At 38.2% G+C, this 24,465-nt stretch carries 27 protein-coding genes; 15 read left to right on the top strand and 12 right to left on the bottom strand.

What is annotated here, in order from left to right; translation table 11 throughout:
- The 4 genes from ACM44_RS12230 to cas2 form a co-directional block, all read left to right on the top strand.
- Positions 1 to 726: thymidylate synthase (locus ACM44_RS12230; protein WP_262486483.1), on the top strand; the 726-nt coding region annotated here is incomplete at its 5' end.
- Positions 727 to 808: 82 nt separating this feature from the next.
- Entirely contained in the window at positions 809 to 1,960 is a 1,152-nt protein-coding gene (locus ACM44_RS12225) for a hypothetical protein (protein ID WP_048500337.1), read from the top strand.
- A 3-nt stretch (positions 1,961 to 1,963) separates the two neighbouring features.
- Positions 1,964 to 2,857: a type II CRISPR-associated endonuclease Cas1 gene (gene cas1 / locus ACM44_RS12220; protein WP_048500336.1), complete on the top strand. Its 894-nt coding sequence runs from the start codon at positions 1,964 to 1,966 to the stop codon at positions 2,855 to 2,857.
- A 50-nt stretch (positions 2,858 to 2,907) separates the two neighbouring features.
- A complete protein-coding gene (cas2, locus tag ACM44_RS12215; protein ID WP_048500335.1) occupies positions 2,908 to 3,246 on the top strand; it encodes a CRISPR-associated endonuclease Cas2 in 339 nt (112 codons plus the stop codon).
- Positions 3,247 to 3,355: 109 nt separating this feature from the next.
- Here the strand turns inward: cas2 and ACM44_RS12210 are convergent, their stop codons facing one another.
- The 9 genes from ACM44_RS12210 to ACM44_RS12170 all read right to left on the bottom strand — a co-directional run bounded on the left by ACM44_RS12210 (position 3,356) and on the right by ACM44_RS12170 (position 9,255).
- Positions 3,356 to 3,802, bottom strand: a complete 447-nt coding sequence (locus tag ACM44_RS12210; protein WP_152669354.1) for a hypothetical protein — start codon at positions 3,800 to 3,802, stop codon at positions 3,356 to 3,358.
- A 243-nt stretch (positions 3,803 to 4,045) separates the two neighbouring features.
- Complete coding sequence (locus ACM44_RS12205; RefSeq protein ID WP_048500333.1) at positions 4,046 to 4,519, bottom strand: hypothetical protein; 474 nt, start codon at positions 4,517 to 4,519, stop codon at positions 4,046 to 4,048.
- Positions 4,520 to 4,565: 46 nt separating this feature from the next.
- Positions 4,566 to 5,054, bottom strand: a complete 489-nt coding sequence (locus ACM44_RS12200; RefSeq protein ID WP_048500332.1) for a hypothetical protein — start codon at positions 5,052 to 5,054, stop codon at positions 4,566 to 4,568.
- Positions 5,055 to 5,058: 4 nt separating this feature from the next.
- Entirely contained in the window at positions 5,059 to 6,114 is a 1,056-nt protein-coding gene (locus ACM44_RS12195; RefSeq protein WP_048500331.1) for a DUF3137 domain-containing protein, read from the bottom strand.
- Positions 6,115 to 6,127: 13 nt separating this feature from the next.
- Positions 6,128 to 6,853, bottom strand: coding sequence for an RsiV family protein (locus tag ACM44_RS12190; RefSeq protein WP_048500330.1), 726 nt, complete (start codon positions 6,851 to 6,853; stop codon positions 6,128 to 6,130).
- Positions 6,854 to 6,895: 42 nt separating this feature from the next.
- Complete coding sequence (locus tag ACM44_RS12185; protein ID WP_048500329.1) at positions 6,896 to 7,453, bottom strand: LemA family protein; 558 nt, start codon at positions 7,451 to 7,453, stop codon at positions 6,896 to 6,898.
- Positions 7,454 to 7,551: 98 nt separating this feature from the next.
- A complete protein-coding gene (locus ACM44_RS12180) occupies positions 7,552 to 7,959 on the bottom strand; it encodes a bulb-type lectin domain-containing protein (RefSeq protein WP_083993728.1) in 408 nt (135 codons plus the stop codon).
- Positions 7,960 to 8,054: 95 nt separating this feature from the next.
- Positions 8,055 to 8,852 (bottom strand): hypothetical protein, encoded by a 798-nt coding sequence (locus ACM44_RS12175; protein ID WP_048500327.1) that lies wholly within the window; start codon positions 8,850 to 8,852, stop codon positions 8,055 to 8,057.
- Between the two features lie 28 nt (positions 8,853 to 8,880).
- A complete protein-coding gene (locus ACM44_RS12170) occupies positions 8,881 to 9,255 on the bottom strand; it encodes a hypothetical protein (RefSeq protein WP_048500326.1) in 375 nt (124 codons plus the stop codon).
- A 292-nt stretch (positions 9,256 to 9,547) separates the two neighbouring features.
- On the opposite strand from ACM44_RS12170, the gene ACM44_RS12165 reads away from it, so the two are divergent.
- Entirely contained in the window at positions 9,548 to 9,913 is a 366-nt protein-coding gene (locus ACM44_RS12165) for a hypothetical protein (protein WP_048500325.1), read from the top strand.
- 39 nt (positions 9,914 to 9,952) lie between these two features.
- On the opposite strand, the gene ACM44_RS12160 is transcribed toward ACM44_RS12165, so the two are convergent.
- A complete protein-coding gene (locus tag ACM44_RS12160; RefSeq protein WP_048500324.1) occupies positions 9,953 to 13,081 on the bottom strand; it encodes an ATP-binding protein in 3,129 nt (1,042 codons plus the stop codon).
- Positions 13,082 to 13,838: 757 nt separating this feature from the next.
- Here ACM44_RS12160 and pafA point away from each other — a divergent pair.
- The 5 genes from pafA (at position 13,839) to ACM44_RS12140 (ending at position 18,034) form a co-directional block, all read left to right on the top strand.
- Positions 13,839 to 15,485 carry an alkaline phosphatase PafA gene (gene pafA / locus ACM44_RS12155; protein ID WP_048500323.1) on the top strand — a complete coding sequence of 549 codons (1,647 nt, stop codon included), beginning with the start codon at positions 13,839 to 13,841 and terminating at the stop codon, positions 15,483 to 15,485.
- Between the two features lie 243 nt (positions 15,486 to 15,728).
- Positions 15,729 to 15,995: a hypothetical protein gene (locus ACM44_RS12150; RefSeq protein WP_048500322.1), complete on the top strand. Its 267-nt coding sequence runs from the start codon at positions 15,729 to 15,731 to the stop codon at positions 15,993 to 15,995.
- 28 nt (positions 15,996 to 16,023) lie between these two features.
- Positions 16,024 to 16,221, top strand: coding sequence for a hypothetical protein (locus ACM44_RS15205; protein ID WP_152669353.1), 198 nt, complete (start codon positions 16,024 to 16,026; stop codon positions 16,219 to 16,221).
- A gap of 814 nt (positions 16,222 to 17,035) precedes the next feature.
- Positions 17,036 to 17,458, top strand: coding sequence for a hypothetical protein (locus ACM44_RS12145; RefSeq protein WP_048500321.1), 423 nt, complete (start codon positions 17,036 to 17,038; stop codon positions 17,456 to 17,458).
- A 12-nt stretch (positions 17,459 to 17,470) separates the two neighbouring features.
- The gene (locus tag ACM44_RS12140) at positions 17,471 to 18,034 is read left to right on the top strand and encodes a M23 family metallopeptidase (protein WP_048500320.1); all 564 of its coding nucleotides are present in this window, start codon (positions 17,471 to 17,473) and stop codon (positions 18,032 to 18,034) included.
- A gap of 238 nt (positions 18,035 to 18,272) precedes the next feature.
- On the opposite strand, the gene ACM44_RS12135 is transcribed toward ACM44_RS12140, so the two are convergent.
- The gene (locus ACM44_RS12135) at positions 18,273 to 18,800 is read right to left on the bottom strand and encodes a DUF4136 domain-containing protein (protein WP_048500319.1); all 528 of its coding nucleotides are present in this window, start codon (positions 18,798 to 18,800) and stop codon (positions 18,273 to 18,275) included.
- A 2-nt stretch (positions 18,801 to 18,802) separates the two neighbouring features.
- On the bottom strand, positions 18,803 to 18,985 hold the full coding sequence (locus tag ACM44_RS12130; protein ID WP_048500318.1) for a DUF5522 domain-containing protein: 183 nt from the start codon (positions 18,983 to 18,985) through the stop codon (positions 18,803 to 18,805).
- 39 nt (positions 18,986 to 19,024) lie between these two features.
- On the opposite strand from ACM44_RS12130, the gene ACM44_RS12125 reads away from it, so the two are divergent.
- The 5 genes from ACM44_RS12125 (at position 19,025) to ACM44_RS12100 (ending at position 24,450) form a co-directional block, all read left to right on the top strand.
- On the top strand, positions 19,025 to 19,354 hold the full coding sequence (locus ACM44_RS12125; protein ID WP_048500317.1) for a hypothetical protein: 330 nt from the start codon (positions 19,025 to 19,027) through the stop codon (positions 19,352 to 19,354).
- 779 nt (positions 19,355 to 20,133) lie between these two features.
- Positions 20,134 to 20,532, top strand: a complete 399-nt coding sequence (locus ACM44_RS12115; protein ID WP_048500341.1) for a hypothetical protein — start codon at positions 20,134 to 20,136, stop codon at positions 20,530 to 20,532.
- Between the two features lie 37 nt (positions 20,533 to 20,569).
- A complete protein-coding gene (locus ACM44_RS12110; protein ID WP_048500315.1) occupies positions 20,570 to 21,184 on the top strand; it encodes a DUF3347 domain-containing protein in 615 nt (204 codons plus the stop codon).
- Positions 21,185 to 21,199: 15 nt separating this feature from the next.
- Positions 21,200 to 22,483, top strand: coding sequence for an efflux RND transporter permease subunit (locus tag ACM44_RS12105; RefSeq protein ID WP_048500314.1), 1,284 nt, complete (start codon positions 21,200 to 21,202; stop codon positions 22,481 to 22,483).
- Between the two features lie 2 nt (positions 22,484 to 22,485).
- A complete protein-coding gene (locus ACM44_RS12100; RefSeq protein ID WP_048500313.1) occupies positions 22,486 to 24,450 on the top strand; it encodes an efflux RND transporter permease subunit in 1,965 nt (654 codons plus the stop codon).
- Positions 24,451 to 24,465 lie beyond the last annotated feature (15 nt).

Here is a 24,465-nt window from a genome sequence, read left to right as displayed (position 1 = left end):
CTACTGGAGGACTTAAAAGTCTTCTGGAAGCTGTTGGATTTTTTCGTTTGGTGTGGTTTTGCAAATATAGAACTAATATTAAAAATCATGAATAAGTATCACAAAACATTAGAAAAAATCCTTACAAAAGGTAAGGTGCAGGAAAACAAGAAGGGAAATATCACTTACCTACTTAATGAACATTTATCTCTAAAACCAGCAGACTTACTGGAAATATTTGAAGGACACGGAATTGCCCGAAATAAGCTTAAAACAGAATTGGAGTTGTTCCAGTCCGGTGAACGACTTACTGAGCGTTATCGTGAAGCTGGGATTACCTGGTGGGATTATTGCGGACCTATTCTGGTGAATAGTTATCCAACTTACTTTGAACAACTTCCAGATCTGATTAAGAAAATCAATATAGAAAAGCGAAACAGTAAGAATTACGTGTTGTTTCTGGGTAAGAATGACACTGATAGTAATCAACAGCCGTGCTTGTCTTTGATTCAGTTCCAGATCGATCAAGGTAAATTGGTTGTTTCTGCATACCAACGGAGCTCTGACGCTAATTTGGGACTGCCTGCCGACATTTATCACTTATATCTGATCAGCCGGCAGATTGATTTGCCACTAAAAAGTATTTCGCTATTCCTGGGCAACGTTCATGTGTATGAAAACAACCGGGAAAGCACATTGAAGCTATTGAATGGTGAGTCGGTTAAATTCGCTTTAAATGTGAATTAAATGTTATTTAAAAAGCCTTTCACTCGAAAGGCTTATATTTGTAGCTGCAATTTGAATTTGTGTTTTTTCTTTACATTTTGTTTTGAAAAAGCTTACTTTTCGATTTGCCGATTATAAATTTTTATATGATGAAAATGGCGCTAAAATTATTAAGAATGCAAAAGGTGATACAATAAGAAGTTCTTTGTATAAAGATACTTTCTTGGCGAAAATAAGAGATGTAGAAAGATACAATAACGGACAACCGAAAAGAAATAATCAAAACGAATGGGAATATAAAAAAGGAGATGAAAAATTTCTATTTGCAGTTAGAAAGCCAATAAAAGATGTGCTTAGTAAAATTGATGATATTATTGACCCTGTAATTAAAAAATTAGTTATAGAACAAAAGGACAATAATGAGATAAAAGACCATCAAGGAAATATTATTCGTCACGTAAGAATTAAAACAAAAGCTGGACGAGAGGTTAAAAAACGAGTTAATTATATTTCTCAATACGACTACAAGAATAAATATTACGCAGCTTCAGATGAGATTCCTTACGCTTTGTTATTACAAAAAACTATTAATAATGAATTACAAAAAGTAATGTTTCCCGTTCCATCATTTGAAACCTCAAAGCACTATAGAAAATTCAAAAATTTCAAAACTGAGGATTTTATTGAAAATAATTATCCGGAATTTATAGATTGGAGTTTTACACTTCTCAAAGTTGGTCAAAAGCTTTTAGTTCTTAATAACGATAATGAATATGAAAGGAAAAATGAAATAGACTTTCAGCAAAAAAGACTTTATGTTATTACTCAATTTTCAGATGGTAGTATATGGTTAAAATATCACTTGGAAGCAATAAAAGATGATGATATTGATAGAAAGGTCAAATTGAAAAAAGACGAAATAATTTCAGAATTTGATAAAAAATTTAATCTTCCTGAAATAGTTTTGGACTATGATATTACTGATCCACTACAACGTAAGAAAAAATATGAGGATGATAAATTTAGATTCGTTGGGTTGAAAGACAATAGATTTAATAGATTAATACCGTTTATGGGCTCTGACGAAGTACAAAAACTAAAAAGAAGTCTTGATGGATTTAAAAAACAGTCATCGTTTATAGAAAAAGAAGGGGAAACACCACTTTTAAAGATGTCAAAAGAAAAATGGAATTTTCTGTTTGAAGGAGAAGATTTTGAAATTTCACTTGATGGTAAAATTTTTTGGAAATTCTAAAAGATGCTCTACCGCTCCATCTACATCGGCAATCCTGCTTATCTGAAGCTCAAAGACCATCAGATGTACATCTTGTGTCCTGAAACTAAGGAGCCGAAAGGCAAAGTGGCGGTGGAGGATTTGGGTTTGCTGATGCTGGATCATTTTCAGATTACACTTTCACACCAGCTGATTCAGAAAATGATGGACCATAATGTAGTCGTCATCAGTTGTGATGAACAGCACATGCCGAAAGGTCAGATGCTTCCGATTTTTGGTCATACTGAACATTCGGAAAGAGTGAAAAATCAGTTAGAAGCAAGCGAACCGCTGAAAAAACAGTTGTGGAAGCAAACCGTAGAATGTAAAATATCCAACCAAATCGCTGTTCTGGAAAAGTTAGGCAATTATTTCGAACCCATGCACGAGTATCTAAAAAATGTGAAATCGGGTGATATCACCAATATGGAAGGGATTGCCGCCCAACATTATTGGAAATATCTCATCCATCCGGATTTCCTGCGTGGCAGATATGGTGACAGTCCGAACCATCTATTCAATTTTGGATATATTGTTTTGCGAAGCATTGTTGCTAGGGCGATTGTAGAAACCGGATTACTTCCTGTGTTGGGGATATTTCATAAAAATAAATACAATCCGTACTGTCTTGCTGATGATTTAATGGAGCCGTATCGCCCTTATGTGGATTTAATGGTGATGAACTGGCTGAAAACACATCCCGATGCCGAAGAGCTGACCAAAGAACTCAAAGCGTATTTGATCAGTATTGCAACAAAAGACACCAATATTGACCGGCTGAACCGTCCACTGATGGTGGCAGTAAAAACAACCGTTTCTTCCTTATACAAGTGCTATACGGGAGAAAAACGGATCATCTCTTTTCCTGTTTTAATTTGAATTATTTGAAGGCCATTGTACTTTTTACATGGTATCTTTCACCATAAAAAATGAACGCCGAACGATTTAACGCTTACCGAATTATGTGGGTCATGGTGTTATACGATTTGCCGACTGAAACCAAAGCCATGCAGCGGGCCGCCAATCTTTTCAGGAAAAGATTGGAGGATGACGGGTTTGCCTTGTTTCAGTTTTCAATTTATATACGGCATTGTCCCAGTCGCGAAAATGCCCAGGTACACATCAAAAGAGTGAAAAGTTGGTTGCCAAAATATGGTAAGGTCGCCATTATGAATATTACCGATAAACAGTTTGGTGACATCGAACTGTTTTATGCCAGAAGCAAAGAAGAGCCGCCACCGACGTATCAGCAGCTTGAATTATTCTGATTTTTGAATGCTAAAAACCTCATCAAAACCTCCTGGATCAGGAGGTTTTTGAATTGAGGTTGTGCTTCGTCACGAAGGTAATAAATTCTGAAAGCAATTCACAAAAAAATCATTTGGCTGCAGCCGTCCATTTTAATTCATAAGTATCGCAGCTCAATCCCGTAATACTCATTCTATAAATACCGGACGCTTTTTTCCCATTTATTAAACCTTCCAGTTGAAAACGAATGGCTGATGCTCCGCCATTTTCTGGTTCTACAATGATTCCATTGATCTTATTATTGGTTACCGGAAATTTTTTTTCTGGACCAAGTGTGATCATTTCTGTAGAGCCACCACATCTCCAGTAACCTTGAAAAGTAAAATCCTTTATTTCTTTGCCATCAGCAGATAAAATGAAACTTAGTTTGGAACCTTTGTAACCATTTGAAAAAGTCCCCTCAAATTTCTTCTGCGCAAATGAAATAGAACTGAAGAAGAATGCGGCAATAAAAAGTGTGATTTTTAATTTCATAATAGATTGATTTAAGAATAAATGAACATGGTATTTTTGCAATTTCAGATACTAAATGCAGTGTTTTCACGAAAATAATAAATTAATTCAGAAGTAATTCAAAAAATTCATGTTGAAAAAGAAAAATTCGCACAGGCAGCAAATGCTGTAAGAGAATTGAATGGCGACTTGAAATTCTGATTTTTTCTTTTTTGAAGAAACCCATTAATGCAAAATAAAGGTCGGAAAAATTTATTTTTCCGACCTTTTCTTTAATTGCATATTGCTGAAAATGAATTGTTTATTTTATTTAAACGCAATATTCATGTCCTTATTGATAAACTGAATGGTTGAATTTGGATATTTCGCCCAAGTATTCGAATCTTTTGCCAATTGCTGCAGCGAGATGTCTTCTACATAGATATAGTCGCCTTCTTCGTCCACATAGCAGTTTACCACTTTTTTGTTCCATTCTTTTCGCACGGCCTCTGATTTCACGGAATCATAAACATAAGTTCCCTCCGTGGTTTCCCCTTCATAGGTAAATTTGATGTAATAAACGAAATACTTGGTACCGGCATCAACTAAGGTATCTGCAGTAATTTCCAGGATTGGACGATCGTTTCCTGAAAGTTCAATCCAATCGGTGGTCCAGCCGACATATTTCCCGGCTTTTTTTTCGGCAATTCTAATCTGAGAACCCAAAATGGTTCCTGTCTGGGCCAATACCATCATCACACCGGACAATAAAAGACAAATAGTAAAAAATGATTTTTTCATTGTAAAAAATTTATGTTATTAATAATGATTTGAGTCTATAATTGATCTAAAACACTGCATTATTTTCACGGTTATTTAATTTTTTCCAGTACCAATCTATCACAAATCCAAGAATGACGAAGGCAAAGCTTGAGAACAAAAAACTGATAACGCTCATAATGGAATTCAGGGCATCCACCGGAAAACCTTGGAGCCAGAGCAAAAGATAATATCCAATAGGATGAACGATAGCGTAAAAAATCAACATAACTAAAATGCTTTCCCCGAGTCGGATATTCTGGTGTTTCCAAACCAAAGTTTTTATTCTTTTCGTCAGCAAAACCAAAGTGATTACAAATAAAACACTGAAAAATAACAAAGTGATCTTGCCACCGTTGGCATAATTCATTTCCGGGAAAATCAACTGAAATGCCTGTTCCAAAAAGAGCGCATGCATGATTGAAAACATAGGAACCACGATGGTGAACGTGAATATTAAGGAGAGCACGCTGAATACAGCTCCTGTTTTTAGTGCGAGGTATTTTGTAGTTTTCATGGGTTTATGATTTGAAAGTCAATCGGGAATTCAAATTGAGTTCTTCAATAATGTCCAGCATCATTTGGATGTCTGAAATGTAATTTTCCATAGCTTTAAAGTTATGCACAGACCGAAATAGAGGCGGTGTGAAGAGGTCTTTCCCTTTAGGATAATGGATGCCGAAATACACTTTGGAGTCTTTAAAGGAAAACTGAATATTCTTTTTTGATTTCTTTTTGAAATCTACCATTCTTGCCATCAAAGCCTGAGAAAGAACATATCGGGATTCCACCTGGTCGGTGCCGTAAACCTCAAAATATCTTTCAAATTCAACGTCTTCCAGCTTGATCCGTTTATACTTTTCCTGTGTTTCTATAAAAATCAGCGGCGAAATATATTTGTAGCCATCGGGATAAACCAATGTGTTCCAATCGGTGTTTTTGTTAAAATCGGCAACAAAGAATACACCCCGAAATAGATCGGTATATTGCGCACTGCCAAAAAAATGATGATAACTTTCCTGCAAATCTTCCGCTAAGACTTCGGCAAAAGTAAAAGTCGTTTTTCCGATTTCTCCGGTTGTTGCTCCTGAAGAATAATACCTTTTCGGACGGTTGAACATCGGGAAACCGCTTTCCGTAAAATCGGCTCTGGAAATACCTTGTTCCGGATGGAAGGTCATGCTTCCTTTTAAGTAGGGAATGATTTTTTTCTTGATTTCTTTCCGGTATTGTGCGGCATATTTTCCCGTATAAAGATATCGGTGGAAAATATTTTTTTTCTTGATGTTGAAAAAAATAATAAATGCCATCAAATAAAGGAACAGCAAAAATCCGACGCCTGCCAAAATAATGTCGCTATCGTTTTCGTGGATTCGGAATTCCTGAAAGGTGATTTCGGCTGTTTTCCAGGTCAGAAATATCAAAACAAATAAAATCAATAAGCCCCAAAACGCCAACGCAGCTCCTGCTTTCAGGGCGGTCTCTTTTCGCAGTCTTTCGAGATCCGATAAATCGGAATCCCGGTCTTCTCGAAAATTTTGTTGAATTTCTTGTTGAATTGTTTCTGAAAATACCATAAATCTTAATTTGTTACGGCCTTAAAAAAGGCTTTAATTGTTCCCGGGTCAGATGAATTTTCTGTACACCTTCTGAATTGGGCGCGATAGCTCCACTGTCGAAGTAAAAAGTGAATCCGGAATCTTCAACCACAAAATTCTGAAGATTGGAAGCGAACAGATATCCGTCACCATGGAATTTTTTAGGGTCAAGGGTTTTGCCGTCGGCAGCCAAATAATAGAGTCCCAATCCTTGATCAAGCAGATTTTTGTCCATTTTTTTGTTTTGCCTCATCGCATGCTGTGACAGCAGTTTTGTGACTTGAAGGTCCATGTCGCCTGATAAATCCAAAAATGTTTCTATATCTATTTCTTTTTGGTTTTGGAAAACAATTGTCCAAACCTTGGCGGTTTCCGGTTCTGTTCCTGCTTTCAAGTGCTTTTTTATCAGATAGCTTTTTATTCCGTTTTTGGGGTCATCAAATTCTTCGTAATCAATGGATACCCGCAGATTTTCAATTTTGGGCAAATCGATCTTTTCCCGGTTTTCTTTTTCTTGGGAAATGATGAGGTCCACTAATTTTTTGATCCCGTTTGCGGTATCTTGTGCAGAAACAGGATATTTTGCTTTAATGATAAAGTTGCCCGAAGAATCCAAGATGGACTCGTATATTGACGTTTCTGTATTTTGTGGGGCATTAGGGTTTTTTCGGCAAGAACAGATGAAGAAAAAGACCATTGATAATAAGAAGAATTTCATTCTGCAACAGGGTTTATGTTTATGGTTCCAAGAAATATTATTCTAACCAACGAACAGGTCTTTTGCTTTTAGGTTTTGAGATTCTTCTGTCAACGTTTCAAAAGTGGATTTGGTTTTGTAGCCCATCATTCCAGCAAAAATATTTCCCGGAAAGCTTGCCACGGCATTATTGTAATCGGTAACCGCATTATTGAAAAACCTTCTGGAAGCCGAAATTCGGTCTTCGATATCTGCCCAACTTTCCTGCAGTTGCAGAAAATTGTTGCTGGCTTTCAGGTCCGGATAATTTTCTACAGAAACCATAATTTGTTTCAGGGCACCGCCAATGTCATTGTTCAGCTTCATTTTCTCCACATCAGAAGTGTCAGAAGAAAGAGCTTGTGTCCGCATCATAGTCAATTTATCCAATATTTGGGATTCGTAGGTCATGTAATTTTTTACGGTATCCACAAGATTTGGAATGAGGTCGTATCGGTTTTTCAGCATTACATTGATGCTTCCGCTTGCATTGTCCACCTCATTTTTTCGCCTGATCAGGTGATTGAAATAATAGATGGTAAGAAGCAGGATAGGTGCTCCAAAAATGATGATTGTGGTCATTGTTTTAATAATTCAGGGTTAATTTTTCTTCCTATCAATGCATTGCCGGAGTGTGAACTTGTCTGAAATTTTTTTGCTCCGGCAAAAACATTTGAAATTTACAGGCCACCTGTATTGGTTGCCCAAATCGACTGATTATTGATCGTATAAATCACCAGATTGCCATCATCCTGCAATACCATATAGGAACCATTCTTGCCATGGGTGTTGCTTGACCAGATTGCGCTGTCGGCAGCATTGTAGATCACCAGATTTCCATCATCCTGGAAACGGAATTTTTTGGAGGTTTTTCCATGGGTTTGCGATGCCCAGATCGGATTGTTGCCGTTTTTGTATAAAACCAGGTTGCCGTCATTCTGAAATCTCAGCGTGAAAATTCCATTCATTGACCTCATAATGGTTCCGCCTGGATTCCAGGACACAATTTTTGACACAGCAGGAGTCTGTGCCACGGCAGAAAATGCACCGAATACCATGAAACTTAAAAATAAAACTGCTTTTTTCATAATGACGATTTTTTGATTTTTCCTACCGTTTTCGTTCTTCGGATAAGACGGTGACCCTTTTTTCTATCACAAACATTATAAAAATGGATTGTTGACTATTTCCTCGGTTTTCCAATGCCGATTGCTCTATTTTTTTCCTTTAGAACGAAGGAATCTTTTTTGATTTGTATCAGCATTAAGTCTCCTTTTGCCCAAGTGTTTAATTTGCTTTTTAGCTTTTTTGTCAGGATCAGATTGTCAGGAAACTTGGCGTTTCTCATAATTTCTGCTTGGTTATGGTCTTTGCTGAAAATAAGTGGGGCATTATTTATTTCACCCTCAAAAACATATTTCGTATCCCAAGGTTGGATGCAGTCGTTTTCTAAAATGCTCCAAGAATATCCTGTAGAAGGTTTACAACCGGAATCGTCCAAATCTCCTCCGGTTAGCGGATAACCGTTTTGTGGAGCTATATTTGCATAAACGGGGGACTCATATTTTTTATCTACAATTAAGATTGTAAAATGCCTGAAATAGGCGGTGTCCGGATTATTCTTTCTTTCGAGGTCATAAGTCAGCCTCAAAGTGCCATTTTCCATCACAAGGGATTTCACGGAAACTCCGGCAGAAATAGTACTGGTATCGTCAATCAGTGCGATGACGAAATTTTTGGAAAAATCGATTTCCGTGGGCTTTCCTTTTTCCCCCATCACTGGAGCCGTTCCGAAAACGCTATTGAATTTCTCATCATTTGTGATTTTGAGCATGTGGAGATTTCGGTCGGGATAATTATTTTTCACAAAATAATTTTTCGCCAAGGTGTACGGTACTTCATCAGAAGAACTGCAGGCGAAAGTGATAAGGGAAAAAATTGAAAAGCCTATTATGGTGATTTTGTTGATTAGATTTCTCATATTCCAAAGAATTGATTTTAGATTTTAATTAAAAGAAAGGTTCCCATTCGGTAGCGTAAAACTCATAGGTTTCCCCTTTCTTAATCCATTTGCCGGTGACGGAAATCAAAACGTTCTGCTGTGGGGCATAAGAATAATCGCTGTTGGGATTTAGTCCTGAAAAATTAATGGCAACACCGTTTCCGTATTTTTTGCTGATGCATTTAGTGCCGGCAGTTTTCTTCCCGAAACCTATCGTAATGCCTTGTTTTACCATTTCCGAATCTACAAATAGACAGCCATAACCGCTCTTTTTATCATAAGAAAATACTTTTCCTCCGATGGTTATGGATGATTTGGATTGGGCATTAGCGGTGATAAAGCTCGCCATCATCAGACAAATGGTATAAGCTAATTTTTTCATCGTGCTTATTTTAAAAAAACCGGCTTTATTTTTCGGTTTAAATTCGAGACAAAATTACACGGCAATGCTGGAATACAGTTAGTAAAATACACGCAAATTACAGATAAAAAACAGGCGGCATCTTGTAATCAACGGTCTGCGTTTTTTCTGAAAATCAGGTCTATAGTTGCGTGATTTTTACCTGAAAAATGCCTTATTTCTACTAACCGAGTTGGTGGTGGGCGACATAAATTTGTTTCATCACCAATAATTGATGATAAACAAAAACAAAAAACTTTAAAAATTTTTTAAAATGAAAAATGTATTTCAAAAATTGGCAATCACTTTTTGCCTGATTTTGGTTGCTGCCTTTTCTTCCACGCTTAAAGCACAGGATTACGAAGTCTATGACGGAAAAGAATTCTCGGTGATGTTTACCGTGAGAAACGGAACGGCAGAAAATGTGAAATTTGCAAGCAGAGGAGCAAAAACATGGACCGAGTTCGAAGTGCTTGAGTCAAGAAATGGGAACAAGGCGGTTTTCAATGCCTTTGTAATTGATGGACAACTGAACGGTTACCAAATTGATTATTATGAAGACGGCTACATCTGGGTCTTTAATATTGACGATAACAGAAAAGCGATCGGCGCTGGCTGGAAGCTTACCCTCAGACAATAAATCCCCAATCAAAAAGACCGGAATAATCTCCGGTCTTTTTTATTTTGAATAGTGTATTTTATGGCCTTTAAGCTTTTCCTTTTCTGAAGGCAGAAACCCGAAATGTTTTTTGAAAACTTTGGTAAAGTACGCCGGTTCGCCGTATCCGATATTCCAAGCCGTCTCCGAGACGGAATCTCCATTTTTCAGCATTTGCAAAGCAAGCTCCATTTGGATGTTTTTGATGAAGTTTGCCGGCGTTTGTCCTGAAATCGTTTTCAGTTTGCGGGTCAGTTGGCTTGAGCTCAGTCCTATTTCCGAAGCCAAATCGGTAACGCTAAATTCCATTCCGGTATGATCAAGAACTATTTTGTTCAGTTTTTCTAGGAAATTTCGGTCCCTTTGGTTCAGTTCGGGAGCATCTTCATGAACGGGAATTGCATTTCCCACAAATTTCCGCTGAAGTTTTTTCTGCAGATTAATTCTGTTTTGTACCCGCAAAGCGAGTTCTGAAATCGAAAATGGTTTTGTAAGATAATCATCTGCACCGGTTTGCAGACCTTCGATCTTATCATTTTGATCCGATTTCGCAGTCAACAGAATGATAGGAATATGACTGGTGATATCGTTTTCTTTCAACGATTCACAAAGCTGAAAGCCATCCATCTCGGGCATCATCACATCGCTGATGACCACATCCGGAAGATGTTCCAAAGCGAGTTCCGTTCCCTGCCTTCCGTTTTCTGCCTCCAAAAATCGGAAGCTGTTCCCAAGATTTTCTACTACAAATTTTCTTAATTCTCTTTGGTCTTCTACTACTAAAATCAAGGGCTTTTCTTCGTCTGTAGAAATTTCTTCTACAGAAATTTCTTTTTTGGGGATTATTGGCGGAATTGAAGTCCTTGGATGTTCGGAATCAGAAATGGTTTTGCCTTCCGACAACCAGACCGTAAAGGTGCATCCACCATTTTCATTGTTTTCTGCAAAAGCATCACCATTATGCAGCAAAGCCAATTCTTTCACAATAGCCAAACCGATTCCTGAGCCTTCATATATTGGTTTTTCTTCGGTAGCCACCTGGTAAAAACGATCAAAAATATGCGGCAAATCTTTTTCGGGAATTCCTGGTCCGGTATCGGAAACTGAAAAAATCAATTTGTTTTTCCTGAAATCTATTTTGCACTGCACGTTTCCTCCGTTCGGTGTAAATTTTATAGCGTTGGAAATCAAATTATTGAAAACGCTCGCCAAAGTTTCCGACGAATAGGCAAAATCTCTTTGATAAAATTTATCTTTTGCAGATTCCGTGATTTTCATGGTCAGGTTAATATTTCGTTGCTGGGCAAGGGACTGAAATGCCTGCACATAATTTTGTGCTTCGTTCAGCAAGTTTCCTTTCTTGAAATAAATCCGGTATTTGTCTTTTTCCAATCGGGTAAGGTCAAGCAATTGGTTGATGAGCTGGAGCAGCCTTTGCCCGCTGAATTCCATTTCATTAAAACGTTTTTTATCTTTTTCACTGCCGTCTCTTTTGAGGATTTCCAAATGTCCGTTGATTAAGGTAAGCGGTGTGCGGAACTCGTGTGAAATGTTGGACAAAAACCGTGATTTGAATGTTTCTGTTTCTTTGGCGAGCTCTGCTTCGCGCCTTTTGAGCTCGAGGTTTTGCTTTTCTAATTTCAGTTTTTTATTTCGGATCCAATAGATGTATAAAATTAAGGCAATCAATAGGATCAACGTGCCCAAAATGCCGTAAACCACATTGGAAATGGTGTTCTTTCTTGTGATTTCGGATTCCTGGCGAGCTTTCATTTCAGTCTCTTTTTTGTCGAACTCGTATTTCATTACCAATTTCGAGGTATCATCAAGTTTTAGACTATCCTGATAAGTATGGAACAGTTTATAATATTCTAATGCATTCTTGTAATTGCCCATATTTTCGTTGATGGAAGATAGGGTTCCATAATTTTCAACCAGTTTTGTAAATTCTCCCGTTTGTTTATGAAATGCCAGTGACTGCTCCGCGTATGCTTTTGCTTTTGCGTATTCTTTTTTCTTATTGTAGATAATTGCTCTTAATCCTTGTATCACGGCTACAAAATTTTTGTTGGCATTCTCTTCTGCCAAATCCAGATACGCTAAGGCTTCGTCTGATTTGTTTTCCCTGTTGAGGATGGTCGCAATACCAAAATAAGCTACGGTGATCATTATTTTGTTATCGTTTTTTTTAGCGAAAAATAACAGTTTGTCATAGCTTCGTTTTGCTTCGTTCCACAGCCGTTGCTGTTTGTAAATACTGGAAAGCCAGGAATAGCCTTGCATGACCATGACATAATCATTCGCCGATTCGGATATTTTCACGGCTTTTTCGAAGTATTGTTTGGCTTTTTTATAATCTCCCCCATTAAAGTACACATTGCCAATAGCTTGATAGGCTTCAGAAATTAAAGCGTTTTCCTTTATTTCTTCAGAAACTTCCAGCATTTTTTGGGCATACTGAAGCATTTCGGTATTTTTCTCCAAAAACCTGTAATTCATTACTAGGCTGCTTAGCGTTTTAGCGATTTCTTCTTTGTTATTGAGCTTTTCATAGATCGAAAGCGCTTTTTTAAAGTAGGGAGGAGATAGCGAATAGGCATCCAGATTCCAAAAATAAATTTTCCCGATATGATTGTTCGAGGCCGCAATTTTACTTTGGTTTTTTAATTTCTCCCAAAGAGTCAATGCCCAAAAATGATATTTCAGCGCTTGCTTTTTGTCCTCCTTTTCACGATAAGTATGCGCAATATGGTCATAAGCTTCGGCTTTCGCGGTAATGTTACGTGTTTTATTGCTGAGGTGAATGAGCGCTTCCAGACTGGCAAGAGCGGAATCGTAATTTTTCATTTCCCTTTCTGCAATGCCGATGTTGAGCAAGGCGTCTGCCTTTCCTTCGGCATAATTCAGTTTATTGGCAGCGGAAAAAGCAGATTTCGCATAGTTCAAAGCAGATTTTTTACCACCATTTTCGCGGCCCCTTTCCAGTTGGCTCAGCAGGTTGAGAATATCCACATGTTGGTAACGGTCTTTAGCTTTTGATAAAGCCAATTTAAGGGAATCGATGCTTTTTTCTGAAGGCAGATTGGCTTTTGCTGCTGATCCGCATAAGCCAATCAAAATGATCGATAACAGGAGTATTAGTTTTTTCATTAAAAAATAATATAAGCTGCAATTTATTATTTTTTTTCATAAGAAATCCCTGGAAAATATAAATAATTAGCATAAAATGGGAGCTCAATGAATGTTTTTGAATAAAAATAATACATACAAAGAGAAAAGGTTCAGTATTTAAGTTGATGACATTCAAATTTTTATTAACTATTTCTCTTGATTGACTTTGATGAAATCACCGATGTTTTTTCTATGGTTGATGAATTTTGTACTGAGTTTGAAATATTCACCCAACCTTTTTTAATTGGAAACCCTCCAAAGAAGAACCCAAAAAATGAGCAGCGCCGAAGTCATGACCATCATGATCCTTTTTAAACTGAGCGGCTTTAGTATATTTAAACACTTTTACATTTCCTACGTGCAGAAGCGTGAGCGGGAGGAATTTCAAACAAAACGTTACTTACAAACGATTTGCTGAACTCATGCAGTATGAATTAATGGTACTTACCGCCTCACGATGATCTTGACTTTCATTTTATAAAACGAAAGCCGGTCCAGCTTTTCGGTAATTTTAAGACGCCCTTGAAATACTGCCATCTCAGCGAAGATTAAAGCGTTAACCAAAGATAGTCCATTGTAGGATACAGCATGGATATAGCATGGATATAGTATGGATATAGTATGCCTAATAGCTCAGATTGAACTGTTTTCTCACCACTCCCGCCGAACTTTAAGTTTTGCTTAACCTACATCCCAAACAAAGGACTTATCTTTGTATGTCAATAAAACCGTTATTATGTTCAGAAAAATTACCATGCTGGCTGTGATCCTTTTGGGAACCTCCGGACTTCATGCTCAGAAAAATTCCAATACCTCCATGCAGAAGCCTAAACTCGTCGTGGGTATTGTGGTGGATCAAATGAGATGGGACTATCTCTACCGTTATTATGACAAATATGGGAATGATGGTTTTAAGCGACTTCTAAATCAAGGCTATTCCCTGAACAATGTCCACATCAATTACATTCCCACGGTAACTGCAATTGGTCATACTTCTATTTATACCGGGTCGGTTCCCGCCATCCACGGGATTGCCGGAAACGACTGGACGGATAAAGCGACCGGAAAAAATGTTTACTGTACCACGGACGAATCCGTGAAACCGGTGGGAACAACCAACGTGAAAGTGGGAAGTCATTCCCCGAAAAACCTTTGGTCCACCACCATTACAGATGAACTTCGGTTGGCAACCAATTTCCAGGCGAAGGTGGTGGGCGTTTCATTAAAGGACAGAGCGTCGATTCTGCCGGCTGGTCACAATCCTACCGGTGCTTTCTGGTTTGATGATTCCACCGGAAATTTTGTGACAAGTTCCTATTATATGAACGACTTGCCACAATGGTTGAAAAACTTCAACTCGCAAAACCTTCCCGATAAATTAGTGGCAAACGGGTGGAATACTTTGCTGCCCATCAACCAATACACCGAAAGTTCACCTGACAATTCGCCGTGGGAAGGACTTTTGGGAAGTGCCAAAACGCCTACCTTCCCCTACAATAATCTGGCGGCAGATTACCAAGCCAAAAAAGACAATATTCGATATACCCCATTTGGAAATACCTTGACTTTAAAAGTTGCGGAAGCCTCCATAGAAGGGGAAAGTTTAGGAAAAGACCAAATTACCGATTTTCTGGCAGTCAACCTTGCTTCCACCGATTATGCCGGGCATAAATTTGGTCCCAATTCCATTGAAGTGGAAGATGTTTATTTAAGGTTAGACCAGGATTTGGCAGAATTCTTCAAATATTTGGATTCGAAAGTCGGCAAAAATCAATATACCGTCTTTCTTTCCGCAGACCACGGTGGAGCACATGCAGTAGGATTTATGCAGGAACACAAAATGCCAACCGGAATTTTTGGAGATAATGCTGAAAAAAACATCAACCAAATGCTTAAAGATCAATTCGGGTTAGATAAAATGGTGATGTCGATTAATAATTATCAGATTTATCTTGACCAAAAGTTAATCAAAGACCACAAACTTAATTTGGATGAGGTGACAAAATATGTGGTGGATGAAATGAACAAGGACCAAACCGTTTTGTTTGCAGTCAGTTTAAAAGAGCTGGGTAGCGCACCCATCCCGGAACCGATAAAAACCCGAATCATTAACGGTTACAACTGGCAGCGAAGTGGCGATATCCAACTGATTTCTCATGATTCCATGCTGCCTCCATACGCAAAAACCGGAACTACCCACAGTGTTTGGAATTCTTACGATTCCCATATTCCGCTCATTTTCATGGGGTGGGGAATTAAAAACGGCGAAAGCAATAAGGAATACAATATGACGGATATTTCTCCCACCATAGCATCTTTACTGAGGATCCAATTCCCAAGTGGAAACATCGGAAATCCCATTGTGGAAGTAATCGGAAAATAAAAATTGGTTCCTGAAACGATCTCGCATCCTTGCAGGATAAAAAAACAAAAAACCGCTATAAAGCGGTTTTTTCTGTATATGGAATTCTTGTTATTTTCCTTTTTGCGGTGGATAATTGGCCATAATCTTGGCCACCCCACTCACGCGCGAATCTTTCGCGTGGCCACAATTAGATTAATTTCTGAAGTTCAAATAATTTCTGTTCAACAATTTAAAAACAGTATTTTTACGCAATAACTTGGTATGAGCAGAAATTGCGAGTTACATCATCCGAAAGCAGAGATTTCATTAGTGTTGAAAGTATGGGGTATTGGATTGGGTTCAAAAGATTGGCCACACGAAAGATTGACTTCGTCGAATCTTCGATTTTGTGGGGTAGCGGGGAGTATTGAAAGAGCTACACACGCGAAAGATTCGCGCATGAGCGGGGGAATATTTTTCGAGGATATAATGGGGATTTTGGGAAACAAACAGTGGAAATGCTCACATCTGAAATCACTATGCCAATAATAGAGCGTACAACTAAAACATCATACTAATGAAAGCTATATGGGGGATATTTTGCATAATAATAGCTGTCTTTTTGATTTATTTTAAGGTGAAAGGAAAGATTTTCAAAGAAGATCCTCCTAGAAACTATTTTTATATTAGTCCAGAAATAATTAGTTTTTGGGGCGGTGTTTCTACGTTATTTCTTGTAGGGGTAATTTTATTTGTCCAAGGTATTTTAGATTAACTTCGTGAAAACTTCGATTTTGTGCGATAACGGGAGTATTGAAAGAGCTACACACGCGAAAGATTCGCGCGTGAGTGCGTGAGTTGGGAGGGATAGTATTAGATAGAGCAGGTGGTAGATTAGTTTATAAAACATTAGCCTCTTCAAAAGAAGTTTTAAAAGCCAGTAAAATTGGTGGAGAAAAGGCTGTAAAGGAGTTAACAATAAGATCAGAAACAGCATCTACTTTTACGTCATTTGTAGCTGGAGATATTGGGACTCCAAATATTAGAACGTGCTATTAAAATATATTAATTATATGTTGGGGATTATTTGCATAGTAACAGGATTGTTCATACTTTATATGTATTTTATCAAAAAAAATACATGGTTTCGAGACGAAGGTAATACTTTATTTGAAAAAGTAAGTAATATTAGGATGCTGATGCTTGCGTTTGCTTTAATTATTTTAGGATTAGGGTTTATTATAAATGAATGGTAACCCGATAGCACGGATTTGTAACCCCGCTCACGCGCGAATCTTTCGCGTGGCCACAATTAGATTAATTTCTGAAGTTCAAATAATTTCTGTTCAACAATTTAAAAACAGTATTTTTACGCGATAACCTGGTATGAGCAGGAATTGTGATTTACATCATCTGAAAACAGAGATTTCATTGATGTTGAAAGTACGTGGTATTGGATTGGGTTCAAAAGATTGGGTTCAAAAGATTGACTTCGTCGAATCTTCAATTTTATGGGATAGCGGGGAGTGTTGAAAGAGCTACACACGCGAAAGATTCGCGCGTGAGCGGGGTTGAATAGTTCTAAGACAGTGAGCCTGAGAGAAACAAATTACGGCTCCGTTTTTAGTGATAGTGATCAAACACTAAGTTGGAATACTACACTTGGGTTGGAGGGACTTACAACAGGAGAAGTTTTATCTCCTGCATCTGTTCTAGTTCATGAACTTAATCATTTTAATTTATGGGCTGTTGACGAAGGTATAACACTTGGTATATATAATGAAACGCCTATCGAAGGATTTAAATCTTCTATATCTGAATATGAGGTTGTTGAAGCAGAAACTAAATCTAATAATGGGGTTACCGCTAGAAATGATTATGAAGATGCTAATCCTATTGTTACAGAAGGACCATTATCTAAAACAAAAGTAAAAGACTTTACTCCTCCTGTTAGTCCTATAAAAACAGCTATTAAAAATGAAATCAAAAAAACTAAACAAGAAGGAAATTAAAAAAAAGGAAAAATGAAGATTTATTATATACTACTTTTTTTTTGTTTATCTCAGCAAATATTTTCTCAATCCTGTAATTGTCCTATAGATGGTGGAAAAGTAGTAAAGGGTTATAAAAATAATGAGGCTCAACAGATATATAAAGGAACTTTTCTAAAGGATAATCCTGATATAACTCCCGTTGATTTAACTATTATAACTAATAATGAGAGTGCTGTAGTAAGATCAATTGTGAATGGTAAAGTAGTTGCTGTTGGTAGTGAATTAGATTATATTGCAATAATATATGATGATAATCAGGTTATTATTTATGATTTAATGAAAGATGTTGTTCTTAAAAGAAATGATATTGTAGAGAAAGGTACAATATTAGGTGAGGTCAAGTTAAATAGTTTTGCTCCGAAGAATTATAAAAAAATTTTAAATTACGATGGAGAAATCTATAGCATAAACCTGAGTTTTTATTACATTGATAGTAAAACTGGGGATATGATACACAATCCTATATCTATTGATACAATAACTTGTGAAACTATTATTTGTGAAAATTGCCAACCTAAAATTTATGGTATGTGATTTTGCCCCCCCCGCTGCCGCATTCTATGACAAAAACCAAATAAAAACCGTTAAAATTAGGAGGCAAATTTGTAAGTATGTACGTACGGCGTGTTTCTGGCGATTACAGCAAAAGCCCGATGTTTCAGCCCCAAATTATAAACCAAAAAATGTAATAATTTTGTAAGATATGGAACGAAAAAAGTTAAAAAAAACTGCAGTTCAATTCGATAAACTGCAGTTCTATATAAGTTAAAGATTATTTCCTTTGCGGCGGATAATTGGCCATAATCTCGGCCACGATTTCCGGGATTTGTCGCTGTTTTGATTTTGGCGAATCCACAGAAATACCACTTCCGATTCCCTGCCAAACCAATTTTTGGGAGGCAGCGTCAATCAAATCCACAATCAAAGTTCCTTCATTATAATTGGAAGTCCAGGTTCTGCTCATTCCAACTCCCCATCCGTAAGGGCCTCCCCATCCGTACATTCCGTAAGGTCTTGAAGACTGCACATCCTGAACTTTTTTGTGGTTGGCTTTCACATTCACAATCAAGTCCGGATTTTCTCCGGGATGCAATCCTTTAGTTTGAAGCTGTTTGGAAAGCTCATTCAATACCCTGTCTTTATCGATATCGTTCAGTTTCAAATCGTCAATTCTTAGTTTATACGTTTTGTACAAATTGAAATTGGCGGTTTCCGCATAATCAGACCGTACCTGAAACGGACTGCAGGAGGTGAGTCCCATTGTCCCGGCAGCGAGTACAAGTAAAACATATTTTTTCATTTCTATGATTGTTTTTTTATTGTTTTCTTAAAGGTATCCGTCTTTTTATCATAACCATACGGACAGTGCTTGCAGCCACTTTTGCAGCAATAACCTCGTTTCAGGTGATATTGCGCTGTAAAAACTTTGTAGCCCTGTTCATTATAATAGAAGTCTTCGTGTTCTTTGATGGTTTTATGATCCATTGGTTAAATCGAAATCGCTGAAAATTTTATATTTGCCTTATGATAATTGTTTGCAAAACAGTACTCAAAAATACGAAAATTAACGGGATTACCCTTTTTCCTTTCATCTTCCTGCGCAAACCGGAAGACCGGACCAACGCTGTTCTCATCAATCATGAAAAAATCCACCTTCGTCAGCAGCTGGAGCTGTTGGTGATTTTCTTTTATCTTTGGTATGTCATCGAGTATTATTATTGGTATTTCAAACTCAACGATCATTTCTTAGCCTATAAATACATCTCTTTCGAGCGTGAAGCCTTCGCTATGGAAGCTGATTTGCAGTACCTTCAAAAACGGAAACTCTGGAGCTTTTGGAAATACAGGTCTTGATTTGAATCCTTTCTGTAAACGGAAGGCAGTCTAAAGTTCAGTTCAAATATATCTGACAAATCGGCCTCATTGCACAGAAACAATGCTGTTTTGAAATACTCAAACAGTTTAAAATAAGTTAATTTCCGCAGTTAATTCAATTTATTTCCTAACTTTGTACAACTTTACAGGGCAAATTTACATGCGCAATGTTCTTAAAATATCGCTGTTCTTTTTTACATTAGGGCTTTTCCTGATGCCGGATTTGTCGTATGCCTGTGCAAGAAAACACACAGAACCCGCAAATCATCAGGTAAAAACTGAAAAAGTAACTTTGAAAGATAATACCCATGGTCTTTCTGCCTGCGATACCGGTCACTGTAAAGATGACTGTTGCAATAATACTTCACATCACTGCCAGCAGGGCAACTGCAACGGAAGTTGTGGTGGCAGTACCTGTTCTTCACCCGCCGGTTTCCAGTTTTTTATGGAGAACCAAAAATCTGATCTTAGTGATATGTCTTTTGCCATATCCTCCAAAAAGAATAATTTTTTCTATCTAAACCCGCACTATTCATTCGGGTTTCATTCCATTTGGCAACCGCCTAAAATAGGTTAATACTTTTTTGTACAGCCAAAACTGTGTCTTTTCGTGAACCTAAAGGTCTGAAGAAGAGGTGCTATCTAACAATTATTTCCGCGTAAATCATTAATTTCCAGTAATATTGTATAGCAGTTGCTGATGAATGTTGAGGCCGATGATTTTCCGGAGGAGTATTAACCCAACAAATTCATTCACATTGAAAAATTTATTTTTCGGAATTCTGGCGGTTTCGTCATTGTTCCTTTATTCCTGCAGCGAAAACAAAGCTGCCGAAAACCAAATTCAAACCACAGCGCTTCAGTATAAAAAAGGAGATATTGTTCCTGCTGATCAGGTGTGCATGGTCAACAATGCCTATATGGGCAAAAAACAGTTCGAAGTAGAATTCGAAGGCAAAACCTATTTCGGATGCTGCGAAAACTGCCAGAAAATAATCCCGACCGAAACCAGCGCCAGAATCGCCATCGACCCGATAACAGGAAAAGGGGTGGACAAAGCCACCGCAGTGATTGCCATTACCGGCGACCGCGACGAGGTGATGTATTTTGAAAGCAAAGAGTCTTTTGCAAAATATAAATCAGGTATTACAAATTAATAAACCTTTAAACAACCATTAAAATTTAATCAATATTATGAAAGCCATTATTTTAACAATTCTCGCAGCGTTGCTGTTTACTTTTACATCATGTTCTGATAAAAAAGATCAAGTTTCAACGACCAAAACCACAGGTCAGGAACACGAAATGAGTTCCATGAATCATGCTGGGATGCCTGAAAGTGATGTAAAAGTCATCGAAAGTCCTAAAAATTTGAAAGCAGATTTTACAGAATTGTATTCACATTACCAGTATCTTACCTCAGCACTCGCCTCGGATGATGATAAAGAAGCTGCAAACGGTGCCAACGGAATTTTGCAAGCATTAGCCAAAGTGGATAAAGTTGCCCTTTCCGCGGATCAGGCAAAAGAATATGCAGACCTGGAAGCGGACATGAAAGAACATGCCGAGCACATCAAAGAAAATATTGGAAATATTAAGCACCAGAGGGAACATCTTGATTTGCTGAGCCAGGATTTCTATGAAATTGCGACGAAATTTGGTACAGGAAAAACCCTCTACAAAATCCACTGCCCAATGTACAACGAAAACAAAGGAGCCTACTGGATCAGTACCTCAAAAGAAGTGAAAAATCCATACTACGGTCAGGAAATGATTTCCTGTGGAGTGGTTCAGGAAGAAATTAAATGATAAAACCTATAAATTATGGTTAAAAAATTAATTGAATTATCCCTGAGAAACCGATACGTCGTGCTGTTGATTGCCGCAGGACTCTTCGTTTGGGGAATTTCTGCAATTAAGCGGAATCCAATTGATGCAATACCCGATCTCAGTGAAAATCAGGTCATCGTTTATACCGAATGGATGGGAAGAAGTCCGCAGATTATCGAAGATCAGGTGACTTTCCCACTGGTTTCCAATATGCAGGGTATTCCGAAAATCAAAAATGTACGGGGAACCTCCATGTTTGGGATGAGTTTCGTGTATGTTATTTTCGAGGATAATGTAGATATTTATTGGGCCAGAACCCGGGTTATGGAGCGGCTCAATTATGCGCAGCGGTTACTTCCGCAGGGAGTTACTCCGGCGTTGGGTCCCGATGGAACCGGCTTAGGGCATATCTATTGGTATCATCTCGATGCCCCGAAAATGGATCTTGGCGAACAGCGTGCACTGCAGGACTGGTATCTCAAATTTGGGTTGCAGACCGTTCCCGGTGTCGCGGAAGTAGCCTCCTTCGGTGGTTTTGAAAAACAGTACCAACTGGTAATTGATCCTGTAAAACTTCAGTTTTACAATATCACGCTGATGGATATCATGAATAAAGTGAAAGCCAATAATAACGACGTCGGTGGAAGCAAATTCGAAATGTCAGACATGGCCTACATCATTCGGGGTTTAGGATATGTTAAAAATATAGAAGACATTGAAAACATCGCATTGACAAATGTTAACGGTATTCCTGTAAGAGTAAAAGACATTGGATCTGTGCAGATGGGAGGTGATACACGCCTCGGTATTTTTGATATGGACGGAACCGGTGAAGTAGTAGGCGGAATCGTGGTGATGCGCTACGGCGAAAATGCTGATCAGGTGATTGCCGATGTGAAAACCAAGATCAAAGATCTCGAAAGAGGATTGCCCGAAGGAGTAACCATCAAACCGTCTTATGATAGAAGTACTTTTATTGAAGCAGCCATCGACAATATTAAATTTAAACTGATTGAAGAAATTTCGGTCGTTGCAATTATCGTCATGATTTTCCTTTTTCATTGGCGAAGTGCATTAAGTATTATCATTCAGATTCCACTTACCATTGCCATCAGTTTTATCATTTTGGATGCCTTGGGTATTTCGTCAAATATCATGTCTTTAACTGGTATTGCACTTGCCATTGGGGTAATTGTGGACAACGGAATCATTATGTCTGAAAACGCCTACCGAAGTTTGTCGGCGTGGCAAAACGAACGACACAATAAAAAAGAATAACAATGAAAAATTGGTTTAAAAATAGATTCAAAAAACGGAATAAAGATTCCGAGGATAAAGAAGATTACGAAAAAATTCCGGAAGAGGTGCGCATGAGCATCATCGAAAAAGCCTGCAAACAAGTTTCCCGAGGGGTTTTCTTTTCCACAGTCATTATCGTAGTGTCATTTCTGCCGGTATTTATGCTCACCGGACAGGAAGGTAAACTCTTCCATCCACTGGCGTACACCAAGACTTTTATTTTGGTAGTTGATGCCATTCTGGTGCTCACATTAGCACCGGTGCTGATTTCATTTTTTATGAAAGGCAAGTTTAAAGATGATCATAAAAATCCCATCAACAGAGGATTGGAGCGTGTATATGAACCCATCATTCGTTGGTGTATGAAATACAGAAAAACCACATTGGGAATCAACGTTCTTGCTTTAATCATCAGTATTCCAATGATTATGAATCTCGGTCGCGAATTCATGCCGCCACTGGATGAGGGTTCTATTCTTTTCATGCCCGTGACGCTTCCAGATGTTTCCAACGCTGAAGCGAAAAGAATTCTTCAGGTTCAGGACAAAATCATTAAATCCGTTCCCGAAGTGGATCACGTACTGGGAAAAGCCGGACGGGCCAGTACCGCAACCGATAATTCCCCGATTTCAATGATTGAAACCATCATTCTCCTGAAACCTCAAAAGGAATGGCGTGCTGGATATACAAAGGATCACATCATCGAAGAACTCAATGCAAAACTGCAAATTCCCGGTGTTACCAACGGCTGGACCATGCCGATTATTAACAGGATCAATATGCTCTCCACCGGAATTCGGACAGATGTCGGAATTAAAGTGTATGGTCAGAATTTAGACAGTATTTATGCACTTTCTACCAAAATCAGAAATGAACTTCAAGGTATTGAGGGTGTGAAAGATATGTATGTAGATCCCATCACCGGTGGAAAATATATTGATATCGATATCAACCGAAACGAAATAGGCAGGTACGGACTCAGCATTGATGATGTGAATGCTGTAGTGGAAATTGCTTTGGGTGGAATGAAACTCACTACAACCATTGAAGGACGGCAGCGTTTTTCGGTGAATGCCCGCTATGGACAGGACTTCCGGAATAATATTGAAGCGCTTAAAAGACTTCCGGTACAGACCATGGAATTTGGCTCAATTCCTTTAAGTGCAGTGGCTGACGTAAGACTTTCCGACGGTCCACCAATGATCAATTCAGAAAATGCCATGCTTCGGGGAACCGTCCTTTTCAATGTAAGAGACCGTGACTTAGGAAGTACCGTGGAGGAAGCAAGGCAAAAGCTGGATGCGATGGTCACCAAAATGCCGAAAGGTTATTTCGTGGAATGGAGCGGACAGTACGAAAACCTGATCCGTGGGGAACAGACCATGAAAATGATTATTCCCATCGTGCTGGTGGTGATTTTCCTGGCGATGTATTTCGCATTTCACTCCTTTCGTGAAGCATTTTTCAATCTCATCAGTATTCCGTTTGCGCTGATTGGCGGGGTAGTGATGATTACCATTTGGGAGGTCAACCTTTCCATTGCTGTCGCCGTTGGGTTCATTGCTTTGTTCGGACTTGCGGTAGAAACAGGTATTGTGATGGTGATTTATCTGAATGATGCCATGCAACAGTTGGTGGAGAAAAAAGGAAATTCCAGAGAAACCATTACCAATGCAGATATCCGGGAATATGTAATCTATGGTGCCGCCAAAAGACTGAGACCGAAAATCATGACGGTCTGCGTTACTTTATTCGGTTTAGTACCCATTTTGTGGAGCCACGGTGTAGGAAGTGATATGATGAAACCAATAGTCTTGCCAATGGTGGGCGGTGTTTTCACTTCAGCGATACATATCCTTTTGGTCACACCGATTATTTTCTCACTTCAGAAAGAATGGGAACTTAGAAAACTAGGCAAAATAGATATTCTGGATGCCAGCCATTAACCTTAATGTTTAGAA

This window comes from Chryseobacterium koreense CCUG 49689 (genome assembly GCF_001045435.1).
GTDB classification, from domain to species: Bacteria; Bacteroidota; Bacteroidia; order Flavobacteriales; family Weeksellaceae; genus Kaistella; species Kaistella koreensis.
The sequence above is the reverse complement of the archived record's forward strand: the minus strand, read 5'-3'. Positions and strand labels throughout refer to the sequence as shown.

What these genes read in the sequence shown, in the direction of transcription:
- ACM44_RS12195 (WP_048500331.1), bottom strand. Translation starts at nt 6,114, where the DNA reads ATGGTATTTTCAGAAACAATTCAACAAGAAATTCAACAAAATTTTCGA.
- ACM44_RS12200 (WP_048500332.1), bottom strand. Translation starts at nt 5,054, where the DNA reads ATGAAAACTACAAAATACCTCGCACTAAAAACAGGAGCTGTATTCAGC.
- ACM44_RS12150 (WP_048500322.1), top strand. Translation starts at nt 15,729, where the DNA reads ATGAGCAGAAATTGCGAGTTACATCATCCGAAAGCAGAGATTTCATTA.
- pafA (WP_048500323.1), top strand. Translation starts at nt 13,839, where the DNA reads ATGTTCAGAAAAATTACCATGCTGGCTGTGATCCTTTTGGGAACCTCC.
- ACM44_RS12140 (WP_048500320.1), top strand. Translation starts at nt 17,471, where the DNA reads ATGAAGATTTATTATATACTACTTTTTTTTTGTTTATCTCAGCAAATA.
- ACM44_RS12135 (WP_048500319.1), bottom strand. Translation starts at nt 18,800, where the DNA reads ATGAAAAAATATGTTTTACTTGTACTCGCTGCCGGGACAATGGGACTC.
- cas1 (WP_048500336.1), top strand. Translation starts at nt 1,964, where the DNA reads ATGCTCTACCGCTCCATCTACATCGGCAATCCTGCTTATCTGAAGCTC.
- ACM44_RS12185 (WP_048500329.1), bottom strand. Translation starts at nt 7,453, where the DNA reads ATGACCACAATCATCATTTTTGGAGCACCTATCCTGCTTCTTACCATC.
- cas2 (WP_048500335.1), top strand. Translation starts at nt 2,908, where the DNA reads ATGAACGCCGAACGATTTAACGCTTACCGAATTATGTGGGTCATGGTG.
- ACM44_RS12190 (WP_048500330.1), bottom strand. Translation starts at nt 6,853, where the DNA reads ATGAAATTCTTCTTATTATCAATGGTCTTTTTCTTCATCTGTTCTTGC.
- ACM44_RS12105 (WP_048500314.1), top strand. Translation starts at nt 21,200, where the DNA reads ATGGTTAAAAAATTAATTGAATTATCCCTGAGAAACCGATACGTCGTG.
- ACM44_RS12100 (WP_048500313.1), top strand. Translation starts at nt 22,486, where the DNA reads ATGAAAAATTGGTTTAAAAATAGATTCAAAAAACGGAATAAAGATTCC.
- ACM44_RS12205 (WP_048500333.1), bottom strand. Translation starts at nt 4,519, where the DNA reads ATGAAAAAATCATTTTTTACTATTTGTCTTTTATTGTCCGGTGTGATG.
- ACM44_RS12175 (WP_048500327.1), bottom strand. Translation starts at nt 8,852, where the DNA reads ATGAGAAATCTAATCAACAAAATCACCATAATAGGCTTTTCAATTTTT.
- ACM44_RS12125 (WP_048500317.1), top strand. Translation starts at nt 19,025, where the DNA reads ATGATAATTGTTTGCAAAACAGTACTCAAAAATACGAAAATTAACGGG.
- ACM44_RS15205 (WP_152669353.1), top strand. Translation starts at nt 16,024, where the DNA reads ATGAAAGCTATATGGGGGATATTTTGCATAATAATAGCTGTCTTTTTG.
- ACM44_RS12170 (WP_048500326.1), bottom strand. Translation starts at nt 9,255, where the DNA reads ATGAAAAAATTAGCTTATACCATTTGTCTGATGATGGCGAGCTTTATC.
- ACM44_RS12165 (WP_048500325.1), top strand. Translation starts at nt 9,548, where the DNA reads ATGAAAAATGTATTTCAAAAATTGGCAATCACTTTTTGCCTGATTTTG.
- ACM44_RS12180 (WP_083993728.1), bottom strand. Translation starts at nt 7,959, where the DNA reads ATGAAAAAAGCAGTTTTATTTTTAAGTTTCATGGTATTCGGTGCATTT.
- ACM44_RS12130 (WP_048500318.1), bottom strand. Translation starts at nt 18,985, where the DNA reads ATGGATCATAAAACCATCAAAGAACACGAAGACTTCTATTATAATGAA.
- ACM44_RS12160 (WP_048500324.1), bottom strand. Translation starts at nt 13,081, where the DNA reads ATGAAAAAACTAATACTCCTGTTATCGATCATTTTGATTGGCTTATGC.
- ACM44_RS12110 (WP_048500315.1), top strand. Translation starts at nt 20,570, where the DNA reads ATGAAAGCCATTATTTTAACAATTCTCGCAGCGTTGCTGTTTACTTTT.